Source organism: Nonomuraea marmarensis (assembly GCF_043197025.1).
GTDB lineage: Bacteria > Actinomycetota > Actinomycetes > Streptosporangiales > Streptosporangiaceae > Nonomuraea > Nonomuraea marmarensis.
Genome location: NZ_JBICRM010000003.1, coordinates 237,463 through 255,576 on the forward strand (window position 1 = coordinate 237,463; position 18,114 = coordinate 255,576).

An 18,114-nucleotide genomic window follows, 5' to 3' on the forward strand; every position below is an offset into this window, starting at 1 on the left:
TTCAGCTGGTCAGCCGCCCTCATCCTCGACGTGGTCGCAGAGCACGGCCTGGATGGTCTGCCGCCGTCTGGCCGCGAGATCGGCGAGAAATTCGGGAGCCTCGGCAAACCCGACGACGTCAGTGATCACGTGCTCGCGTAGCAGCCTGCCGCGCTGCCTGAGCAGGGTGATCGTCTCGTGCGAGAGGCGTTCCCGGTCCCAGGCGTGCGCCAGGCCGCGCGGCACCCGGCCTATCTGGGCGCAGCGCAGCGTCAGCCCGTTGTGGTGGAACTCCTCGCCGAGCCGCACCTCCTGCGCGCCCTGCGTGTAGAAGGCGAGGTCCACCAGGGTGCCCTGGGGGCGCAGCAGCCGCAGCGCGAGCGCCAGCGCCCTGGGCTGGCCGCGGCACTGGAAGACCACGTCCGCGCCGCGGTCGTTGGGGCCGTGCCGCCAGCGGCGCTTCAGGTCCACCGCCGGGTCGTCGTCGGAGGTCAGGACGTTCGCGCCGAGCCGCTCGGCGACCGCGAGCCTGGCCGGGGTCTCGTCCACGACCACGACCTCGGCGGCTCCGGCCGAGATGGCGAAGCAGGCCGTCAGCAGCCCGACCACGCCCGCGCCCACCACCACGACCCGCCGGCCGCGCACGCCGTCCCCCAGGTGCCGCACGGCGGGTCCGTGCAGGTCGTGTGCCGCGTGCAGGAGGCCGTTGGCGCAGATCGGGCCCATGTGGGCCACGTAGACGCCGAGCACCGGGTCGAGGTCGTCGGGCAGCTCCACGAACCTGTCGGTCATCGGGTCCGCCACGTACGCGGTGCGGTGCCCGTACGCCATCGCGACCAGCGCCCCTTCGGACACCGCCCGCGTACGGGTGTCGATCACCAGGCCGACCTGCATGTAGCCGATGCCGCGCACCGGATAGGCCACCGAGGGCGCGCCCTCCGTGAACAGCCCGAGCGCCGGGTCCCAGGTCGAGGTCAGGTAGGGGTTGGTGCCCTTGACGTAGGTCAGCTCGGTGCCGGCCGAGACGCCGCTGTGCGTGGTCGCCACCATGAACCCGCCCTCAGGCATGTCGGGCAGCTTCTCCTCGACCAGCGCCACCTGCCCGGGCGCCTCAATGCTCAGTATTTCTGTGTTCACGGCCTCACTCCGTGAGGCGGGTTCGGTCGCCCGGATGCCGTCGCCTTCCCCCGCTCTGGTCGCTGCGCTCCCGCCGCTCCTCCAGGCGACGGCGCTCCCTCACCGGCATCCAGCATCACCGGCCTCCCCTCGGACGCGGACCGCGCGAGCGCCAGCGCCAGGCGGTGGGTCCGCAGAGCCTCACGGTACGGCACCCGCACGTCGGCGTCCTTGCCCTGCACGGCGTTGACGAACTCCCGATCCACCCGCGTCTTCGCCTGGCCGTCGTCCTCGATCACCCGTTCGCCGTCGACCAGCAGCCGGGTCTCGCTGAGCTCCAGCGCGATGCCCTCGGCGCAGACCTCCAGGCCCACCCGGTGCTTGTACGTGAGCAGGCAGGAAGTGGCCAGCAGCCCGGCCGCACCGCCCGCGAACCGCAACACCGCCGCCGTGGCCCGGTCCACCTCGCCGTCCACGGTGTTCTCCTCTGGTACGGCGTGCACCATCTGCACCTCGCCCACCAGGAGTCTCGCCAGATCCAGCACGTGGACCGCCTGCTCGACGATCTGGCCGCCCGACCGGCTGCGGTCCAGCCACCAGGGGACCGGGGGCACCTTGTCCAGCCAGTGGCCGAGCGCGAGGCGTACCGGACGGTCTTCGAGCAGGTCACGCGCCCGCGCGGCGATGTCCAGGTAACGCCAGTGATGGCCGACGGCGGATGGCAAAGAGCTCCGCTCGATTTCGGACGCGATCATTTCTGCCGTTTGGAGGTCTAGTGAAAGGGGTTTTTCCACAAAAATCGGGAGATTGCACGACAGAACATCGCGTTCCGGGTTACCGTGCGCGAAAGGAGGCACACAGACGTAGACGGCATCCAAACCGCCGGCATCGAGCAGGTCCGCATGGCCGCCATAAGCGGGGGTGCCATGCTTCGAGGCCAGAGCCTCGGCTTTGTGCAGATCGGTGTCGGCGATTCCAGCGATGGTCACATCGGGGAAACCAGACAGGACGTCCGCATGGCGAGCGGCGACATTTCCGGCACCTATGATTCCGATACGGGTCAGTGGGGACATAATCCGGCATATGCCACATCTAGTCGCTGGCAAACAAACATGTTCAGACGCGTATAGATCGGGCAGAAGCCGTGACCTCATGAGATCGGGGCTGACTGCATGGAGACAGATCTGCGAGCCTTGGCCAGGGTCCAGGAGTGGTACGGTCCGCACTCGAGCACAGCAGCCGAGTGGCCGGTCGACGCCTTAATGCTGGCCAAGGGAAACACCACGGTAAGCGTCGTCCTGCCCGCCCGTGACGAAGAGCGCACAGTGGGCGACATCGTCACCGTGATCCGCCGAGACCTCGTCGAACGGGTCCCTCTCGTGGACGAGATCGTCGTCGTCGACTCCAACTCCACCGACGCCACCGCCGAACGGGCGCGTGCGGCGGGCGCACGCGTGGTGGCGCAGGATGAGGTGCTCCCGCACCTGCCGGCGCTGACGGGCAAGGGCGAGGCGCTGTGGAAGGGGCTGGCCGCCTCCGGCGGCGACCTCGTCGTCTTCGTGGACGCCGACCTGCGCAACTTCGGCGCGCACTTCGTGTCGGGCCTAGTGGGGCCGCTGCTGGTGGACCGCGACACCCAGTTCGTCAAGGCCACCTACGAGCGGCCCTACACGGGCGCGGACGGGGTCGTGCGGCGTGGCGCCGGTGGGCGGGTGACCGAACTGGTGGCCAGGCCGCTGCTCAACATGTTCTGGCCCGAACTGGCCGGATTCTCCCAGCCGCTCGGCGGAGAGTACGCCGCCAGGCGCGAGGTCCTCGAACGGGTGCCGTTCGTCACCGAGTACGGCGTGGAGTTCGGGCTCCTCGTCGACCTGCTCCAACTCGTCGGGCTGGACGCGATGGCTCAGGTGGACCTGGGGCAACGCACGCACACGCACCAGCCCATCGCCGCGCTCGGCCGGATGGCCGGGCAGATCATGCTCACCGCCTGGTCCCGCCTGGAGCGCCAGGGCCGCGTGCTGGCGTCGGAGCCTCCGGCGCACACGCTGCTGCAGTTCGGGCTCGAGGGTGCCGACCTGGTGGACGTGGCCGTGGCGGAGCGACCTCCGCTCGCCTCCCTCGTACTTGAGGAGGATGTGGCATGAAAGTCCTGGTGAACGCGGGGCCGTGGCTCTCGGTCCCGCCTCCCGGCTACGGCGGGATCGAGAACGTGGTGGCCACCCTCGTGCCGTCGTTGCGGGAGCGCGGCGTCATCGTGGTGCTGGCCTCCGTCGGGACGAGCACGCTCGAGGTGGACGAGCTGATCAACACCTACACGGACGGCCAGTTCACGGAGTTGCAGAAGCCGTACAACCAGGTCATGGGCATCGCGCACGCGCACCAGGCCAGGGTGGCGGCCGAGCTGCGTTCCCGTGACGACATCGACCTGGTCCACGACCACCTGGAAGTGGTCGGGCCCGCAGTGTTGTCGGCGGTGTCCGCGCCTTGGAGGCCGCCCGTCCTGCACACCCTGCACTGGGACCTGCGCAAGCACGCGGCCTTCTACGGCGCGTTCCCGCCGTCGATCTCGGTCAACGGCGTGTCGGAGTCGCAGCTCGCCCGCGCCCCCGAGGCCCTGCGCGCGGCCTCGCTCGGCGCCATCCACCTGGCCACCCCGCTCGCCGACCGCGACCTGCGGGTGGACCGGGCGCAGCACCTGGTGGTCATGGGCCGGATCTGCGGTCTCAAGGGCCAGCACGTGGCGGCCCGGATCTGCCAGAAGCTCGGGCTCCCGCTGGTGCTGGCCGGCCCGGTCAGCGGCCGGAACACCGTCGCCGAGCTGGACGTCGTGGCCCAGAACCCGTACCACCCGCTGCACAGTCACCCGGACGTCCGCTACTACCTGGACCAGGTGTCCCGCTACCTCGACGGGGATCTGGTCAGGTGGGTCGGGGCGGTCGGGGGCCGGGCCAGGGACCACCTCTACGCCTCGGCCAGGGCCGCGCTCTTCCCGATCCAGTGGGACGAGCCCGGCGGCACGGCCGTCGTGGAGGCGCTGGCACTCGGCGTGCCCCCGGTGGGCCTGCGCCGCGGCTGCCTGCCGGAGATCATCGACCACGGCCGCACGGGCTTCCTGGCCGACACCGAGGAGGAGCTGGCCGAGTGGGTGATGCGGGTGCACGAACTGGACCCGGAGGAGTGCCGTCGAGAGGCCCGCCGCCGCTTCTCACCGTCCGTGATGGCCGACCGCTATCTGGAGCTGTATGAGCAGGTCGCGCGCTAACGCATGGCGTCCGCCGGGCCTAGGAGAACCCCCTGGGGAGCACGGTGACGGGGCAGGACGAGGCGCGCAGCACCTTCATGGCCAGCTCGCCGAGGAACACCCGGTGCGGCTGCGCGTCCTCGCTGGCCGCGCACACCAGCAACTCGCCCGGTAGCCACTCGACGTCCTCGATCGCGGTGGCCACGTCGTGGCCCTCGGCCACCTCCGACTCCGCCTCGATCCCGGTGCTCTCCCAGGCCAGGCGCACGGCCAGGGCGAGATCGTCCCTGAGCTTGCCCTGGTCCTCGGTACGCAGGTCGAGGGTGATCAGCCGGAGCGGCACGCCGAGCCGCAACGCCGCCTGCGCCACGCGTTCGACCGCTTCGTCGCACTGCGGCCGGTGCACGTAGGCCAGGGTGAGGCGGTCGGGGCCGTCGGGCGGGATGTAGTCGGCGGGCGCCAGCATGACCGCCTCGGCCGACAGGTGCAGCAGGTGGTCGGAGGTGGCGCCGATCGCGATGCGGCCGCGCTGCCCGCCCGCCGCCGAGCCGACCACGATCAGGTCGGCCCTGATCCTGCTGGCCAGCACCGACAACCCGCGGCCCGTGCCCCTGCTCTCGAACGCCATGTACTCGGCCGGAGCCGGGCCCAGCTCCTCCGCCGCGTGCGCCAGGTTGGCCTGCGCCTCGACCGCCAGCCCGGGGCTGCCCGGCGGGTAGATCGTCGCGACGGTGAGCTCGCCGCCGGTGACCCGCGTGATCGCGGCACCGAGGGCGAGAGCGTCCCGCCCTCCCGGCTCACTGGTGTAGCCGACGATCACGTGCTCTCCGATCACGACTGCCCTCTTACCCGCTCTGAGCTGGGAATACGCGGTCTTGATCGGAACGTTGTAAACATCCGGAGGCGCAAAGACAGTGAAGATCACTCTTGACACCCGCTTCAACGGAGCCCTCGGGTCGGTGTCGCTCCGTGAAGCGGTTCAGCAGCTCAGGGAACGTGACCTGGCGTGCACGGTGGACCCCGGCACCGTGGAGCAGAAGGTCTCCGTCTTTACCGACTGCGTAGAGCGCGGGTTCACGCCGCTCCGCAGCGAGATCATGGCCGCTTATTACGTCGCCGAGCGGGACGCCACCTCCGAGGCGTTCGACCGGGGCCTCATCACCCAGGGCGAGCTGGAGATGAAGCTGGCCACCCTGGTTCGCCTGCTGCTCTCCTGAGATCGCACCACGACATCGTCGACTTCGCCTTTACCATGCCCGGGCTGGCCGTGGGGGCCGTCACTCCTGCGGTACGGCTCGCGAGAAGCCGTCTGTCGCCTCGATGAGCCGGTCGGTGATACCCGGCTCGGAGAAGGCGTGCCCGGCGTCGTGCACGACGTGGAAGGCCGCCTCAGGCCAGGCCCTGTGCAGGTCCCAGGCGGTGGCCATGGGCGTGCAGGCGTCGTAGCGGCCCTGCACGATCACGGCCGGGATGTGCCGGATCTTGCCGACGTCCCTGATGAGCTGCTCGGGCTCGAACCAGCCGGCGTGGTGGAAGTAGTGGTTCTCGATCCTGGCGAAGCAGATGGCCCGCTCGTCCTGGCCGAACTCCTCGACCAGGTCGGGGTCGGGCAGCAGGGTGATGGTGGCGGCCTCCCACTGGGCCCACGCCTTGGCCGCCGCCAGCCTGGCGCCCGCGTCCCGCCCTTCGAGCCGCTCGCGGAACGCCGCCAGCAGGTCGCCGCGCTCCTCGGCGGGGATGGGGGCGACGTACTTCTCCCACAGGTCGGGGAACAGGTAGCAGGCGCCCTCCTGGTAGAACCAGCGCACCTCCTGGGGCCGCAACGTGAAGATCCCGCGCAGCACCAGCTCGGTCGTCCGGCCGGGATGCCGTTGCGCGTACGCGAGGGCCAGCGCGCTGCCCCACGAGCCCCCGAACACCTGCCACCTGTCGATGCCCAGGTGCTCTCTGAGCCGCTCCATGTCGTCCACCAGGTGCCAGGTGGTGTTGGCGCTCAGGTCGGTGGCGGGGTCGCCGGCGTGCGGCCGGCTGCGGCCGCAGTTGCGCTGGTCGAACAGGACGATCCGGTACCGCTCGGGGTCCCACTGGCGGCGGTGCTTCGCGCTGCACCCGCCGCCGGGGCCGCCGTGCAGCATGACGGCGGGCTTGCCGCGGGGGTTGCCGCAGACCTCCCAGTAGATCCGGTTGCCGTCGCCGACGTCCAGCAGGCCGGAGTCGTAGGGTTCGATGGGCGGGTACAGGGTTCGCATGGCTCTTGATCCTGCCACTTCAGAGGGCGTCTAAGCCCAGGCGTGGCGGCTGAGGAACGAGCGGTCGCCGGTGGCGTACTCGTTGAAGGCCTGCCGCACCTCCGCCAGCTCCGGCACCATGGCGCGGATGAGCGTGCCCTCCTTGTACTCCAGCTCGAAGCCGGGTGAGACCTGGAGGAAGTGGTGGCCGAAGTTCACCAGCGCGACGAACGGGTTCTGCGGCGACAGCGTGGCCAGCACGTCGTGGACCAGGCCGAGGTCGGGGTCGTGGACGACCATGCCGTCGCCGGTGTGCAGCTGCATGCCCTCGTAGACGCCCAGCGGCGCCACGTTGTGCACGAGGTCGCGCTGAGGATCGTAGCAGATCAGCCCGTGCGCCCGCGCGATCGTGAACACCTGCGCGGACATCTCGTCCATCGTGTCCAGGTCCATCGTCACCAGCACGTGCCCCGGATAGAGCGTGACCTCCCCCGGCAGCTCCTTGGCGACGTCGGGAGTCTCGCCGGTCACCGGGTCGGTCCTCTTGACCGCCAGGTAGGTCGCGCGCGCCTGGTCCCTGTCGATCGGCACCGGCTCGTCCCAGACCATCAACTCAACGCTCATCGGTCCATCTTGTCGAACCCGCACCCCGCCCGCGCGTCACTGGCCCCAAGAGCCGGAAACCCGCGCCGTACATCCCTGGGCATAACCCGGCAACTGGCCAGGATCGGGAGTGGCGAACCATGCTGTTGGAGTGGGCCGTCTCCGATACCGCGCCGTCGGGGGCGGCTCACCCCGTTCAGCTGGAGTAATGACGTGGCGAGGGTGGAAGGAACAAAGCGGCTTGTCCGGTAGAGCGGGGGAACGCAACATGGGGAGAGACCGCAAGGGAGCCTCGATGATCGAGATCTGGCCGGGAGACCCCTATCCGCTCGGGGCCACCTACGACGGCGCGGGCACCAACTTCTCGCTCTACACCGAGGTCGCGGAGGCGGTGGAGCTCTGCCTGTTCGACGAGGACAACGTCGAGTCGAGGGTGCCGCTCAGCGAGGTGGACGGGTTCATCTGGCACGGCTACCTGCCGGGGATCGGGCCCGGCCAGCGGTACGGCTACCGCATCCACGGGCCCTACGAGCCGGCGCGGGGGCTGCGGTGCAACCCGGCCAAGCTGCTGCTCGACCCGTACGCGATGGCCATCGAGGGCGGCGTGAACTGGAACGAGGCGGTCTACGGATACCGGTTCGGCCAGCCGGACACCCGCAACGACCTCGACTCGGCCCCCTACGTGCCGCGCTCGATCGTGATCAACCCGTTCTTCGGCTGGGGGCACGACCGGCCGCCCGCGACGCCGTACCACGACACCGTGATCTACGAGGCCCACGTGCGGGGGCTGACGATCAGCCATCCCAAGATCCCCAGGCACCTGCGCGGCACGTACGCGGCCCTGCACCACCCCGAGATCCTCGACCACCTCACCAAGCTGGGGGTGACGGCGATCGAGCTGATGCCGGTGCACCAGTTCGTCACCGACGACATCCTGGAGCAGCGCGGGTTGTCCAACTACTGGGGCTACAACTCGATCGGGTTCTTCGCGCCGCACAACCGCTACTCCAGCCAGGGGCAGCGCGGGGGGCAGGTGCTGGAGTTCAAGGCCATGGTCAGGGGGCTGCACGAGGCGGGCATCGAGGTCATTCTGGACGTCGTCTACAACCACACCGCCGAGGGCAACCATCTCGGGCCGACGCTGGGGTTCAGGGGGATCGACAATTCCGACTACTACCGGCTGGTCGAGGGGGACAAGCGTTACTACGTGGACACCACGGGCACCGGCAACAGCCTGCTGATGCGGTCGCCGCACGTCCTGCAGATGATCATGGATTCGCTGCGTTACTGGGTCATCGAGATGCACGTGGACGGGTTCCGGTTCGACCTGGCCTCGACGCTGGCGCGCGAGCTGCACGAGGTCGATCGGCTGAGCTCGTTCTTCGACCTGGTGCAGCAGGACCCGGTGTTGTCGCAGGTCAAGCTGATCGCCGAGCCGTGGGACGTGGGGCCGGGCGGGTATCAAGTCGGAAATTTCCCGTCTCGGTGGACGGAATGGAACGGGCGCTACCGCGACACGATCCGCGACCTGTGGCGCGGGCAGGCGGCGACCCTGCCCGAGTTCGGGTCCAGGTTCACCGGGTCGAGCGACCTCTACCAGGACGACAGCCGCCGCCCCGCCGCCTCGATCAACTTCGTCACCTGCCACGACGGCTTCACCCTGCAGGACCTCGTCTCGTACAACGGCAAGCACAACGAGGCGAACAAGGAGGGCAACCGTGACGGCACCGATGACAACAGGTCCTGGAACTGCGGCGAGGAGGGTCCGGCGGGCATCGCCGTCGAGTCGCTGCGCGAGCAGCAGAAACGCAACTTCCTCACCACGCTCTTCCTCTCCCAGGGCGTGCCCATGCTCTCGCACGGCGACGAGCTGGGCCGCACGCAGCAGGGCAACAACAACGGCTACTGCCAGAACAACGACCTGACCTGGGTCGACTGGTCGGACGTCAGGGAGAACTGGCTGCTGCTGGAGTTCACCCAGAGCCTGGCCGCGCTGCGCAAGAAGCATCCCGTCTTCCGGCGCAGGAGGTTCTTCTACGGCAAGCCGGTACGCGGGTTGAGCGACATCGCCTGGCTCACCCCCTCCGGGGAGGAGATGACCGACAGCGACTGGAACGTGGGATACGCGAAGTCCCTGGCCGTCTTCCTCAACGGCGACGCCATCACCGAGCCCGACCGCCGCGGCCGGCCGATCCGGGACGACTCGTTCCTGGTGCTGTTCAACGCCCACTACGACACGATCAGGTTCACGATCCCCAAGGACTACGGCGAGATGTGGCACACGGAGATCGACACGGCCATGCCGATCAGGCTCGACGCGCGGATGTGCCGGGCCGGCGAGGCCATCGCGGTGCCCGGACGCAGCGTGCGGGTGCTGCGCCGTGTCTAGGCCGACCTCCACCTATCGGGTGCAGCTGACCCCCGACTTCGGCTTCGCCCAGGTGGCCGAGATCGCCGGCTACCTGCGCGAGCTCGGCGTGAGCCACGTCTACCTGTCGCCGATCCTGCAGGCCACGCCCGGGTCCCTGCACGGCTACGACGTCACCGACCACTCCAGGATCAGGCAGGAGTTCGGCGGGGCGACGGGGTTCAGGGACATGGCGCAGCAGCTCGCCGCCCATGACCTGGGCATCGTCGTGGACATCGTGCCCAACCACATGAACACGCTCAACGCCCAGTTCTGGTCGGTGCTGAAGGACGGGCCCGCTTCGCCGTACGCGAACTGGTTCGACATCGACTGGACCGAGGGGAAAGTGGCGCTGCCCGTGCTGGGCGACGACACGGAACCCGTCGTGGACGGCGACGTGCTGCGTTACCACGAGCACGCCTACCCCTACCCCGGGCACTACCGGCTGGTCGACTGGCGTGAAGGGCCCGGCTACCGGCGCTTCTTCGACGTCTCCTCGTTAATCGGGCTGCGGGTCGAGGATCCGTCCGTGTTGTTCGCCACGCACGAAGTGATCTTCTGGCTGCTCGACGAGGGGCTGGTGGACGGGCTGCGCGTCGATCACCCCGACGGACTGGCCGATCCCCGCGGCTATCTCGAACGGCTGCGCGGCCGGGCGGGCAACGCGTGGACGGTCGTCGAGAAGATCCTCATCGGGCCCGAGCGGCTGCCCGGCGACTGGGCCTGCGACGGCACCACCGGCTACGACATCCTGAATCGGGTCAACGGCCTCTTCGTCGACCCGTCGGGCAAAGCGCCGCTTATCCGTATTTTTGCCGATATGACGGGGCAACCCTCCGAATACCGGCCCGTGATGGCGCAGGCCAAGCGGGAGGTGCTCGACCTGTTCTTCGGGGCCGAGGTGAACCGGCTGGCCAAAGCCGCCGAGAGCGACCCCGCCGCCGTGCGCGAGCTGCTCGCCGCGATGCCGGTCTACCGCGCGTACGTGGTGCCCGGGGAGCCGCCGCCGCCCGAGTCGGTCGAGATCGTCGAGCTGGCCGCCGAGGCGTGCTCGCCCGCCGTCCTGCCGCTCGTCCGTGAGGTCCTGTACGGCTCCGCCGAGTCGATCATCCGGTTCCAGCAGTCGTGCGGGCCTGTGATGGCCAAGGGTGTCGAGGACACGGCTCTCTATCGGTGGTATCCGCTGGCCTGCCTCAACGAGGTGGGCGGAGAGCCCGATGCTTTCGGGGTCTCGGTGGAGGAATTTCACGACTTCTGCGCCGAGCTGCTCCCGTACACGATGACCACGTTGTCCACGCACGACACGAAGCGGTCGGAGGACGTACGGGCTCGGTTGTCTGTGTTGTCCGAGATGCCGGAGGAGTGGGCCGCCGCTGTGTCCTCGTGGTCGTCGGCCGTTCGCTTCGATCCCTGCCTGGACTACCTGGGGTGGCAGAATCTCATGGCCGCCTGGCCGATCTCCGCCGAGCGGTTCGCGGACTACCTGCTGAAGGCGGCTCGTGAGGCCAAGACCGCCATTTCCTGGATAAATCCGGACCCGTCCTATGAGCGGGGTTTGCGGTCCTTCGCGGAAGCGGCGGTGCGGCTGCCGGTCGGCGAGTTCACCTCGCGGATCGAGCCCTTCGCGATGTCGAACTCGCTCGGGGCCAAACTGGTGCAGCTCATGATGCCGGGGGTGCCCGATGTGTACCAGGGGAACGAGACGACCGACTTCTCGCTGGTCGATCCGGACAACCGGCGGCCCGTGACGTACCCGCTCAAGCCCGAGACCTCGTGGGACGCGGCCAAGCTGCTGGTGACGACCCAGGCGCTGCGGTTGCGGCGGCGGCTCGGGGGCGGGGCGCCGTACCTGCCGCTGTGGGCGGAGGGATCCGCCTCGGAGCACGTGATCGCCTTCTGCCGGGGGGCCGACGCCCGCGAACGGCCGCTGGCCGTCGCCGTCGCCACCCGGCTGCCGGTACGCCTGGCCGCGTCCGGCTGGGGCGCCACGACGTTGACCTTGCCCGCCGGGACCTGGCGTGACCTGCTCACCGGCGGCCTCTACACCGGGCGCATCCCGCTCGGGCACCTGCTCGGTCAGTATCCGGTCGCACTCCTGGAGAGACATGATCTTTGAGGTCTGGGCGCCGAAGGCCACGGCTGTCGAGGTGGACGTCCTGGGCGGGCGTCGTTCGATGTCGGCTGGGGAGGGGGGCTGGTGGTCGGCCGAGGTGGCCGAGGCCGGGCACGGGACCAGATACACCTTCGTGGTGGACGGCGACGGGCCCTACCCCGACCCGCGCTCCCGGCGGCAGCCGGACGGGATCTTCGGGCCCAGTGCCGTTTACGACCATGCCCGCTTCACCTGGTCCGATCATGACTGGAAGGGTCGTGACCTGCGGGGGGCCGTGATCTACGAGCTGCATGTGGGGACGTTCACGGCGGCGGGGACGTTCGAGGCGGCGGTCGAGCGGCTGGAGCACCTCGTGGAGCTCTGCGTCGACTTCGTGGAGGTCATGCCGGTCGCTCCCGTGCCAGGGAAGCGTAACTGGGGGTATGACGGGGTCGATCTGTACGCCGTGAACGAGACGTATGGGGGGCCCGACGGGCTCAAGTCGTTCGTGGACGCGTGTCATCGGGCCGGGATCGGGGTCATCCTGGACGTGGTCTACAACCATCTCGGGCCTTCGGGGAATTTCCTCCGGCCGTTCGGCCCCTATTTTTCCGGATTTAAGGGGAGTTATTGGGGCGAAGCGGTCAATTTGGACGGGCCTGGGTCCGACGAGGTGCGGCGGTACTTCCTCGGCAACGCGGTGCAGTGGCTGCGCGACTACCACATCGACGGGCTGCGCCTGGACGCCGTGCAGGCCATGCATGACCGGCGTGCCAGGCACCTGCTGGCCGAGATGTCGGAGGAGGTGGACGCGCTGGCGTGCTCCGTCGGCCGGCCGCTGTCGCTGATCGCCGAGTCCGATCTGAACGATCCGCACATGGTGCGCTCTCTTGACGCGGGCGGGCTGGGGATGACCGCGCAGTGGGACGACGACGTACACCATGCGTTGCACTGCGCCGTGAGCGGCGAGTCGCACGGCTACTACGCGGACTTCGCCTCGCTGTCGGCGCTGGCCAAGGTGCTGACGTCGGGCCTGTTCCACGACGGGTCCTATTCGAGCTTCCGCGGCCGTACGCACGGGGGGTCCTTCGCGGGGGTGCCGGGGCACCGGCTGGTCGCCTTCCTGCAGAACCACGACCAGATCGGCAACCGGCCCGCCGGCGACCGGCTGCCGATCGCCGCGCTCAAGCTGGGGGCGGGACTGCTGCTGACCTCGCCGTTCACGCCGATGTTGTTCATGGGGGAGGAGTGGGGGGCGCGGTCGCCGTTCCTGTTCTTCTCCGATCACGTCGAGCCCGAGCTGCGGGAGAGCGAGGGGGCGCGGCGGGAGCGGGAGTTCGACGGGTTCGGGTACGTCTGGGACGCGCCGGATCCCTCGGAGGAGGAGACGTTCCTGCGGTCCAAGCTGGACTGGAGCGAGGTGAAGGAGGAGGCGCACTGGTCGCTGCTGTGCTGGTACCGGGACCTGATCGCGTTGCGCAAGGCGCTGCCCGAGTTGTCGGATCCGCGGCTGGAGCGGGTTCGGGTGGAGGTGGATGCGCTGGGGAAGTGGCTGGTCATGTGGCGGGGGACGCTCGCGGTGAGCGTGAATTTCGCGCCGGAGTCCGTGACGGTGCCGTTGTCGGCCGGGACTGTGCTGCTGGCCTCGGACGAGCCGGTGGTCGCGGATGAGGAGGGGCTGCGGTTGCCCGGCCAGGCATTAGTGATCTGCCGAGCCACGTCCCGCTAGAAGGGACGGGATGGCCCCCGGGCCTTCACGCATTCCGATGCCTGGCATCCACCACGTGTCGCTGTTTCCACAGGGACGGATATCGCCTGGAGGCGTTATCCACAGAACCGCGCTCCACTCCACCCAAGCCCCGCGCCACCCCCGATCCTGAGTGCCTCACCGATTCAATCCGATGCCCGGAGGCCACTCATGAAGATCGTTCTCCCTTTGCCCCTCATGCTGACGTCCCTGTTCATCGTGGCGATGGAACAGCTGACGTTCGACGTCGAGTCGTTCGTGCCCTGGCGCATCGGTGGACCGTTCAGAAGGGCCGCGATCAGCGCAGCGGGCAGCGGGACCCTGACCGTCACCCACCACCCGACCCCCTGGAAACCACGCGGCACCGACTTCACAGCCGAGGAAAGACGCCGGCTGCGACGCACCAGACAACACGTCGTGGTGTCCACCACAGCACCCCCGCACCAGCTCCCCGCCAACGTCCAAGCGGCCCGAGCCGCCGCCCGGGCCCTGGCCCGCCAATGCGACGGCCTGCTGATAGACCCCCTGACCGGCTCCACCATCCTCACCTGCGGGAGATGCGCGGGCGAGCCCACGGATTTCCGCCTCAACGACGACTGGCTGGCCTGGGACGTCCAGGTCCACGACGCCGCGACCTGCCCACCATGGGACCCGGCCGACACGGGCGTATGCGACTGCCTCCGCGTCACTTCACGGGGCCTACGCCGCTTCGCCCTCCCGGAGATCACCCTCGACGGCGCCGCCTGCGCCCACAACCTGTGCGCGACCAACCTCCTGCGCACGGTCGCCCACCGCCTGACCGCAGACCACCTGGCCTACGTCACCACCCACCCCGAAGCCACCGAACGCAAGATCGACGACTTCCTCCAAATCCAACCCTCAGACCAACCTGACGGGGGCCTTCCCTTCGGCGTCCAGCTGACTCCGTACGACGCGGACCTGGGGGAGCTGGGCCGCACAGGCAGCATCCGCCGTCTCAAGGTCGGCCCGGCGCCCGGCACGGGTCAGATCACATGCCTCAAGGTCGGCCCACCTTCAGGCTTCACCGGCTCCCTGAACGACTGGCTATGCACCACCCAGGAAGCCGGCCACGCCCCACTGACCTTGATCGACTGCCAAACCCCAGACCCAGCCCCGGCCCTCGCCGCCTGACACCTCGAAAGAGGATCGTCGTGAACCGGGCCGGTGCGTCCAGGCGTCCTAGTGATGTGATCCCGTTTGAAATGATCGATGAAGATCTGCGAACGGCGCGTCAGCGGGTGCGCCGCTGGGATGAGCTGAACGAGCGCCGCGCGGCGATCGCCGGCCTGGTGCGGGAGGCGCGGCAGGCGATGGATGCGGTCGGGGTGTGGGATCAGGAGGCGGTGACCGCCGGGGAGGCCAGGCTGGGGGCGCTCACGATCGTGCTCGCGGCGGTGGAGCGGGAGCTGGCCGAGGTGGGACCGGCGCGGGAGCTCTACGAGGAGCTGCTGGCTCGGGAGGAGCGGCGGCTGGCCGAGTCCGCTGATCCGCGTGGGGCCGAGCTGCTGGAGATCGGGCGGTTACTGGCTGAGCTGGGCGTGGAGCTGCCTGCCAGGGAACGTGCCAGGGCGGCGGGGCTCGAAGCCCTGCGCCTGCGGGGGGATCGGGCGGCGGTGGCCGGGTTCGTTCGGGAGGTCGAGGCGCTCGGCATGATGGTGGAGCCGGGGGTGCTGGACGGCGCTCAGCGGGGCGGGGTTCAAGGGCTGGTGGGGCGGCTGGAGGAGCGCTGCGGGGAGCTGGAACGGCTGCGCGGAGAGCTCCGCGCCCGCCGTGAGGAGCTGTTACTCGGCTGAGCCCGGTTCGTTGTCAGGAGAGGTGCTGTTCCAGGGACTCTAGTTTGGCGGTCATGCCGTCCGTGACCCCCTGCCGCAGGTCCGCCTTGAGCACCAGGCTCACTCGTGGCGCGACCTCCGCCACCGCCTCCACGGCGCGCTTGACCACGTCCATGACCTCGTCCCACTCACCCTCGATCGTGGTGAACATGGCGTCCGTCCGGTTGGGCAGCCCGCTGGCGCGGACCACCTTGACGGCGCGGGCGACGGGCTCGGCGACCCCTTCGCCGACGCCCAGCGGGGTGATGGAGAATGCGACGATCACTGTGTTGCCCCCTTGCGGCTTGCCGGAGGCTTTCGATCTTAGCCAGACCCTGACACAGCTCCGGCATGCGAAAAGCCACGACGCCTCCGAACGCCGTGGCCACCGCCGTACCTCGAGCGCACGTCACACGTGATCGTGCTCTTCTTCCTCTTCCTCGCTGGGCCCCTCGGACGGCTCCACCCCGAGCACGGCCTCGCGCGGCTCGATCTCGGTGATGTGGTCGACGAGCTGCAGCACGTGGTCCGGCTCGATCAGCCACTGCAGCGCCGAGGCCCCGGAGTCGTCGGAGCCGACCAGCTCGGCCTGCTCGGTGCGCTCCTCTTCGGTGAGGTCGGCGTCGGGGTGCCTGATCTCGGCCAGGGCCGCCGCCTGCAACGTGTTCACATCGAGCACTTCGACGGTCAGCTCGACCGTGAGGCGCAGGAACTTCGGTTCATCACTCATGGCGACGATGTTAGGGCAGCTTCCATTCCACAGGTGTGGCGCCTTGCTGGGTGAGCAGCTCGTTGGCCCGGCTGAACGGCCGTGAGCCGAAGAAGCCGCTGCGGGCCGACAGCGGAGAGGGGTGGGCGGACTCGATGCGTGGCACGCTGCCGAGCATCGGTGCCAGGTTGCGCGCGTCGCGGCCCCACAGGATGGCGACCATCGGCCTGTTACGCGCCACGAGGGCGTGGATGGCCTGCTCGGTGACCTGCTCCCAGCCCTTGCCCCGGTGCGAGGCGGGCTTGCCGGGCATCACGGTGAGGACCCTGTTGAGCAGCAGCACGCCCTGCTCGGCCCACGGCGTCAGGTCGCCGTTGGTGGGCCGGGGCAGGCCGAGGTCGGTCTCCATCTCCTTGTAGATGTTGACCAGGCTGCCCGGCAGCGGCCGCACGTCGGGGGCCACCGAGAACGACAGTCCGACGGGGTGGCCCGGCGTGGGGTAGGGGTCCTGGCCCACGATCAGCACCTTGACATCGTCGAAGGGCTGGCTGAAAGCGCGCAGCACGTGCGTGCCCGCGGGCAGGTACTGCCTGCCTTCGGCGATTTCCTTGCGCAGGAACTCGCCCATCTGGGAGATCTGCTCGGCGACGGGCTCAAGCGCACTGGCCCATCCGGCTTCGACGACTTCGTTCAGTGGACGACCTGCCATGGCCGTTGAGCCTACCTAGGTCTGGTACGGCTTGCGGCCGAAACGTCGCCTCAAGCCGTACCAGAATGATCACAACGACGGCTTGCCGGGCTGGAAGAGCCAGGCGTCGAAGAGGGCGTCGAGCTGCTTGCCCGACACCCGCTCGGAGAGGGCGATGAAGGCGGCGGTGTCGGCGTTGCCGTACTTGTGCTCGGCCGCCCACGTACGCAGGATCGTGAAGAACGCGTCGTCGCCGACCTCGCGCCGCAGCACGTGCAGCGTCATCGCGCCGCGGTCGTAGACGGGATCGTGGAAGAGGTTGGCCGGGCCGCCGGGGTCGGCGGTGGGCGTCTGCCAGAACTCGTCGTCGGCCTCGGGCGCGTAGGCGGTGTCGAACGAGGTCTGCAGGGAGCGAGTGCCGATCTTGTCGATCCAGAGCCACTCGGCGTAGGTGGCGAAGCCCTCGTTGAGCCAGATGTCGCGCCACAGCGTCGGCGTCACCGAGTCGCCGAACCACTGGTGTGCCAGCTCGTGGGCCAGCAGCGACTCGCTGGGCACCGTCGGGTAGATGGGCCTGGTCTGGGTCTCCAGGGCGTAGCCGACCTCCGGCGCGTGGTCCACGATTCCGCCGGTGGAGGAGAACGGGTACGGGCCGAAGACCGAGCTGAAGTAGTCGAGGACCGGAGCGTGCCGTTCGGCGAAGCCTTTCGCCCCATCAGCCAACTTAGGATCCACAGCAGTAATTACTCGGAAATTTCCGACTTTGGTGTCTAAAAGCTGAAATTTCCCGATCGACACCGTGGCCAGGTAACTCGCCATCGGCTCCCGCGAATCCCACACGTACGTCGTACGATCGCCCTTCGAGACCTTCGACACCAGATCCCCGTTGGCCACCGCGACGCGAGTGCTCGGCACGGTCACCGTGAACCGGTAGGTGGCCTTGTCCGTCATGTGGTGGTTGCCGGGATACCAGGTCATCGCGCCCTGGGGTTCGTTGGCGTTGAACACGCCGTCGCTCGTCCGGATCCACCCGTCCACGGAGCCGTCCGGGTCGACGACGTGCGCGGGCCTGCCGTCGTACCGGACCTCGACGGAGAAGTCGCGTCCGGCGGACAGCCCGGAGCGAGGCGTGATCACCAGCTCGGAGCCGCTCTGCGCGAACGACGCGAGCCGGCCGTTCACCGTCACGGACCGCACGGATAACGAGCTGACGAGGTCCAGGTCGAGGCGGCTCAGCGACTGCGTGGCCCGGGCGGAGATCCGCGTCACCCCGGCGAGGCGGTTGGAGCTCGGGTCGTAGTCCAGCGAGAGATCGTAGTGGCCGGTGTCGTAGCCGCCGTTCCCCTGTTCGGGGAAGTACGGGTCGCCGACGCCGGGAGCGCCGGGTTGTCCGTGCTGCGCGACGGCGGGCGTGAGAGGGAGAGAGATGAAGGCTGCCGCGGTGAGGGCGAGAAGACGCTTCATGAGCCAAC

Annotated in this window: 17 protein-coding genes; 8 read left to right on the forward strand and 9 right to left on the reverse strand. The window is 69.1% G+C overall.

What is annotated here, in order from left to right; genetic code table 11:
- Nucleotides 1-9: 9 nt before the first annotated feature.
- Together ACFLIM_RS06570 and ACFLIM_RS06575 are read right to left on the reverse strand one after the other, a co-directional pair.
- Complete coding sequence (locus ACFLIM_RS06570) at nucleotides 10-1,116, reverse strand: zinc-binding dehydrogenase (RefSeq protein ID WP_393162965.1); 1,107 nt, start codon at nucleotides 1,114-1,116, stop codon at nucleotides 10-12.
- A complete protein-coding gene (locus ACFLIM_RS06575) occupies nucleotides 1,113-2,249 on the reverse strand; it encodes a Gfo/Idh/MocA family protein (protein ID WP_393162967.1) in 1,137 nt (378 codons plus the stop codon). The genes ACFLIM_RS06570 and ACFLIM_RS06575 overlap by 4 nt, the downstream gene beginning before the upstream one ends.
- 18 nt (nucleotides 2,250-2,267) lie before the next feature.
- Between ACFLIM_RS06575 and ACFLIM_RS06580 the strand changes: the two genes are divergently transcribed.
- Nucleotides 2,268-3,239 (forward strand): glucosyl-3-phosphoglycerate synthase, encoded by a 972-nt coding sequence (locus ACFLIM_RS06580; protein WP_393162969.1) that lies wholly within the window; start codon nucleotides 2,268-2,270, stop codon nucleotides 3,237-3,239.
- The gene (locus tag ACFLIM_RS06585) at nucleotides 3,236-4,357 is read left to right on the forward strand and encodes a glycosyltransferase (RefSeq protein WP_393162971.1); all 1,122 of its coding nucleotides are present in this window, start codon (nucleotides 3,236-3,238) and stop codon (nucleotides 4,355-4,357) included. Before ACFLIM_RS06580 ends, ACFLIM_RS06585 begins: the two co-directional genes overlap by 4 nt.
- A gap of 19 nt (nucleotides 4,358-4,376) precedes the next feature.
- On the opposite strand, the gene ACFLIM_RS06590 is transcribed toward ACFLIM_RS06585, so the two are convergent.
- Complete coding sequence (locus ACFLIM_RS06590; RefSeq protein WP_393162973.1) at nucleotides 4,377-5,171, reverse strand: universal stress protein; 795 nt, start codon at nucleotides 5,169-5,171, stop codon at nucleotides 4,377-4,379.
- Between the two features lie 79 nt (nucleotides 5,172-5,250).
- Here ACFLIM_RS06590 and ACFLIM_RS06595 point away from each other — a divergent pair, with 79 nt between their 5' ends.
- Nucleotides 5,251-5,553 (forward strand): hypothetical protein, encoded by a 303-nt coding sequence (locus tag ACFLIM_RS06595; protein WP_393162975.1) that lies wholly within the window; start codon nucleotides 5,251-5,253, stop codon nucleotides 5,551-5,553.
- A gap of 60 nt (nucleotides 5,554-5,613) precedes the next feature.
- Here ACFLIM_RS06595 and pip read toward each other — a convergent pair whose 3' ends face one another.
- Together pip and ACFLIM_RS06605 are read right to left on the reverse strand one after the other, a co-directional pair.
- On the reverse strand, nucleotides 5,614-6,585 hold the full coding sequence (pip, locus tag ACFLIM_RS06600) for a prolyl aminopeptidase (protein WP_393162977.1): 972 nt from the start codon (nucleotides 6,583-6,585) through the stop codon (nucleotides 5,614-5,616).
- Between the two features lie 30 nt (nucleotides 6,586-6,615).
- A complete protein-coding gene (locus tag ACFLIM_RS06605) occupies nucleotides 6,616-7,188 on the reverse strand; it encodes a hypothetical protein (RefSeq protein ID WP_393162979.1) in 573 nt (190 codons plus the stop codon).
- A 274-nt stretch (nucleotides 7,189-7,462) separates the two neighbouring features.
- Here ACFLIM_RS06605 and glgX point away from each other — a divergent pair, with 274 nt between their 5' ends.
- The 5 genes from glgX (at nucleotide 7,463) to ACFLIM_RS06630 (ending at nucleotide 15,227) form a co-directional block, all read left to right on the forward strand.
- Nucleotides 7,463-9,556, forward strand: coding sequence for a glycogen debranching protein GlgX (gene glgX, locus ACFLIM_RS06610; RefSeq protein ID WP_393162980.1), 2,094 nt, complete (start codon nucleotides 7,463-7,465; stop codon nucleotides 9,554-9,556).
- Entirely contained in the window at nucleotides 9,549-11,690 is a 2,142-nt protein-coding gene (treY, locus tag ACFLIM_RS06615) for a malto-oligosyltrehalose synthase (RefSeq protein WP_393162982.1), read from the forward strand. The genes glgX and treY overlap by 8 nt, the downstream gene beginning before the upstream one ends.
- Nucleotides 11,680-13,395: a malto-oligosyltrehalose trehalohydrolase gene (gene treZ / locus ACFLIM_RS06620; protein WP_393162989.1), complete on the forward strand. Its 1,716-nt coding sequence runs from the start codon at nucleotides 11,680-11,682 to the stop codon at nucleotides 13,393-13,395. The genes treY and treZ overlap by 11 nt, the downstream gene beginning before the upstream one ends.
- A 189-nt stretch (nucleotides 13,396-13,584) precedes the next feature.
- Nucleotides 13,585-14,565 (forward strand): hypothetical protein, encoded by a 981-nt coding sequence (locus tag ACFLIM_RS06625; RefSeq protein ID WP_393162991.1) that lies wholly within the window; start codon nucleotides 13,585-13,587, stop codon nucleotides 14,563-14,565.
- Between the two features lie 71 nt (nucleotides 14,566-14,636).
- Nucleotides 14,637-15,227, forward strand: coding sequence for a hypothetical protein (locus ACFLIM_RS06630; protein WP_393162993.1), 591 nt, complete (start codon nucleotides 14,637-14,639; stop codon nucleotides 15,225-15,227).
- Nucleotides 15,228-15,240: 13 nt separating this feature from the next.
- Here the strand turns inward: ACFLIM_RS06630 and ACFLIM_RS06635 are convergent, their stop codons facing one another.
- The 4 genes from ACFLIM_RS06635 to ACFLIM_RS06650 form a co-directional block, all read right to left on the reverse strand.
- Nucleotides 15,241-15,531 carry an MTH1187 family thiamine-binding protein gene (locus tag ACFLIM_RS06635; protein ID WP_393162995.1) on the reverse strand — a complete coding sequence of 97 codons (291 nt, stop codon included), beginning with the start codon at nucleotides 15,529-15,531 and terminating at the stop codon, nucleotides 15,241-15,243.
- 123 nt (nucleotides 15,532-15,654) lie between these two features.
- Entirely contained in the window at nucleotides 15,655-15,975 is a 321-nt protein-coding gene (locus ACFLIM_RS06640) for a hypothetical protein (protein WP_393162997.1), read from the reverse strand.
- A gap of 10 nt (nucleotides 15,976-15,985) precedes the next feature.
- Entirely contained in the window at nucleotides 15,986-16,663 is a 678-nt protein-coding gene (locus ACFLIM_RS06645; RefSeq protein ID WP_393162999.1) for a uracil-DNA glycosylase, read from the reverse strand.
- A gap of 69 nt (nucleotides 16,664-16,732) precedes the next feature.
- Complete coding sequence (locus ACFLIM_RS06650) at nucleotides 16,733-18,106, reverse strand: M1 family metallopeptidase (RefSeq protein WP_393163001.1); 1,374 nt, start codon at nucleotides 18,104-18,106, stop codon at nucleotides 16,733-16,735.
- Nucleotides 18,107-18,114 lie beyond the last annotated feature (8 nt).

Coding starts and splice junctions, on each gene's coding strand:
- ACFLIM_RS06575 (WP_393162967.1), bottom strand. CDS start 2,249: ATGAGGTCACGGCTTCTGCCCGATCTATACGCGTCTGAACATGTTTGT.
- ACFLIM_RS06580 (WP_393162969.1), top strand. CDS start 2,268: ATGGAGACAGATCTGCGAGCCTTGGCCAGGGTCCAGGAGTGGTACGGT.
- ACFLIM_RS06585 (WP_393162971.1), top strand. CDS start 3,236: ATGAAAGTCCTGGTGAACGCGGGGCCGTGGCTCTCGGTCCCGCCTCCC.
- pip (WP_393162977.1), bottom strand. CDS start 6,585: ATGCGAACCCTGTACCCGCCCATCGAACCCTACGACTCCGGCCTGCTG.
- ACFLIM_RS06605 (WP_393162979.1), bottom strand. CDS start 7,188: ATGAGCGTTGAGTTGATGGTCTGGGACGAGCCGGTGCCGATCGACAGG.
- glgX (WP_393162980.1), top strand. CDS start 7,463: ATGATCGAGATCTGGCCGGGAGACCCCTATCCGCTCGGGGCCACCTAC.
- treZ (WP_393162989.1), top strand. CDS start 11,680: ATGATCTTTGAGGTCTGGGCGCCGAAGGCCACGGCTGTCGAGGTGGAC.
- ACFLIM_RS06625 (WP_393162991.1), top strand. CDS start 13,585: ATGAAGATCGTTCTCCCTTTGCCCCTCATGCTGACGTCCCTGTTCATC.
- ACFLIM_RS06630 (WP_393162993.1), top strand. CDS start 14,637: ATGATCGATGAAGATCTGCGAACGGCGCGTCAGCGGGTGCGCCGCTGG.
- ACFLIM_RS06640 (WP_393162997.1), bottom strand. CDS start 15,975: ATGAGTGATGAACCGAAGTTCCTGCGCCTCACGGTCGAGCTGACCGTC.
- ACFLIM_RS06645 (WP_393162999.1), bottom strand. CDS start 16,663: ATGGCAGGTCGTCCACTGAACGAAGTCGTCGAAGCCGGATGGGCCAGT.
- ACFLIM_RS06650 (WP_393163001.1), bottom strand. CDS start 18,106: ATGAAGCGTCTTCTCGCCCTCACCGCGGCAGCCTTCATCTCTCTCCCT.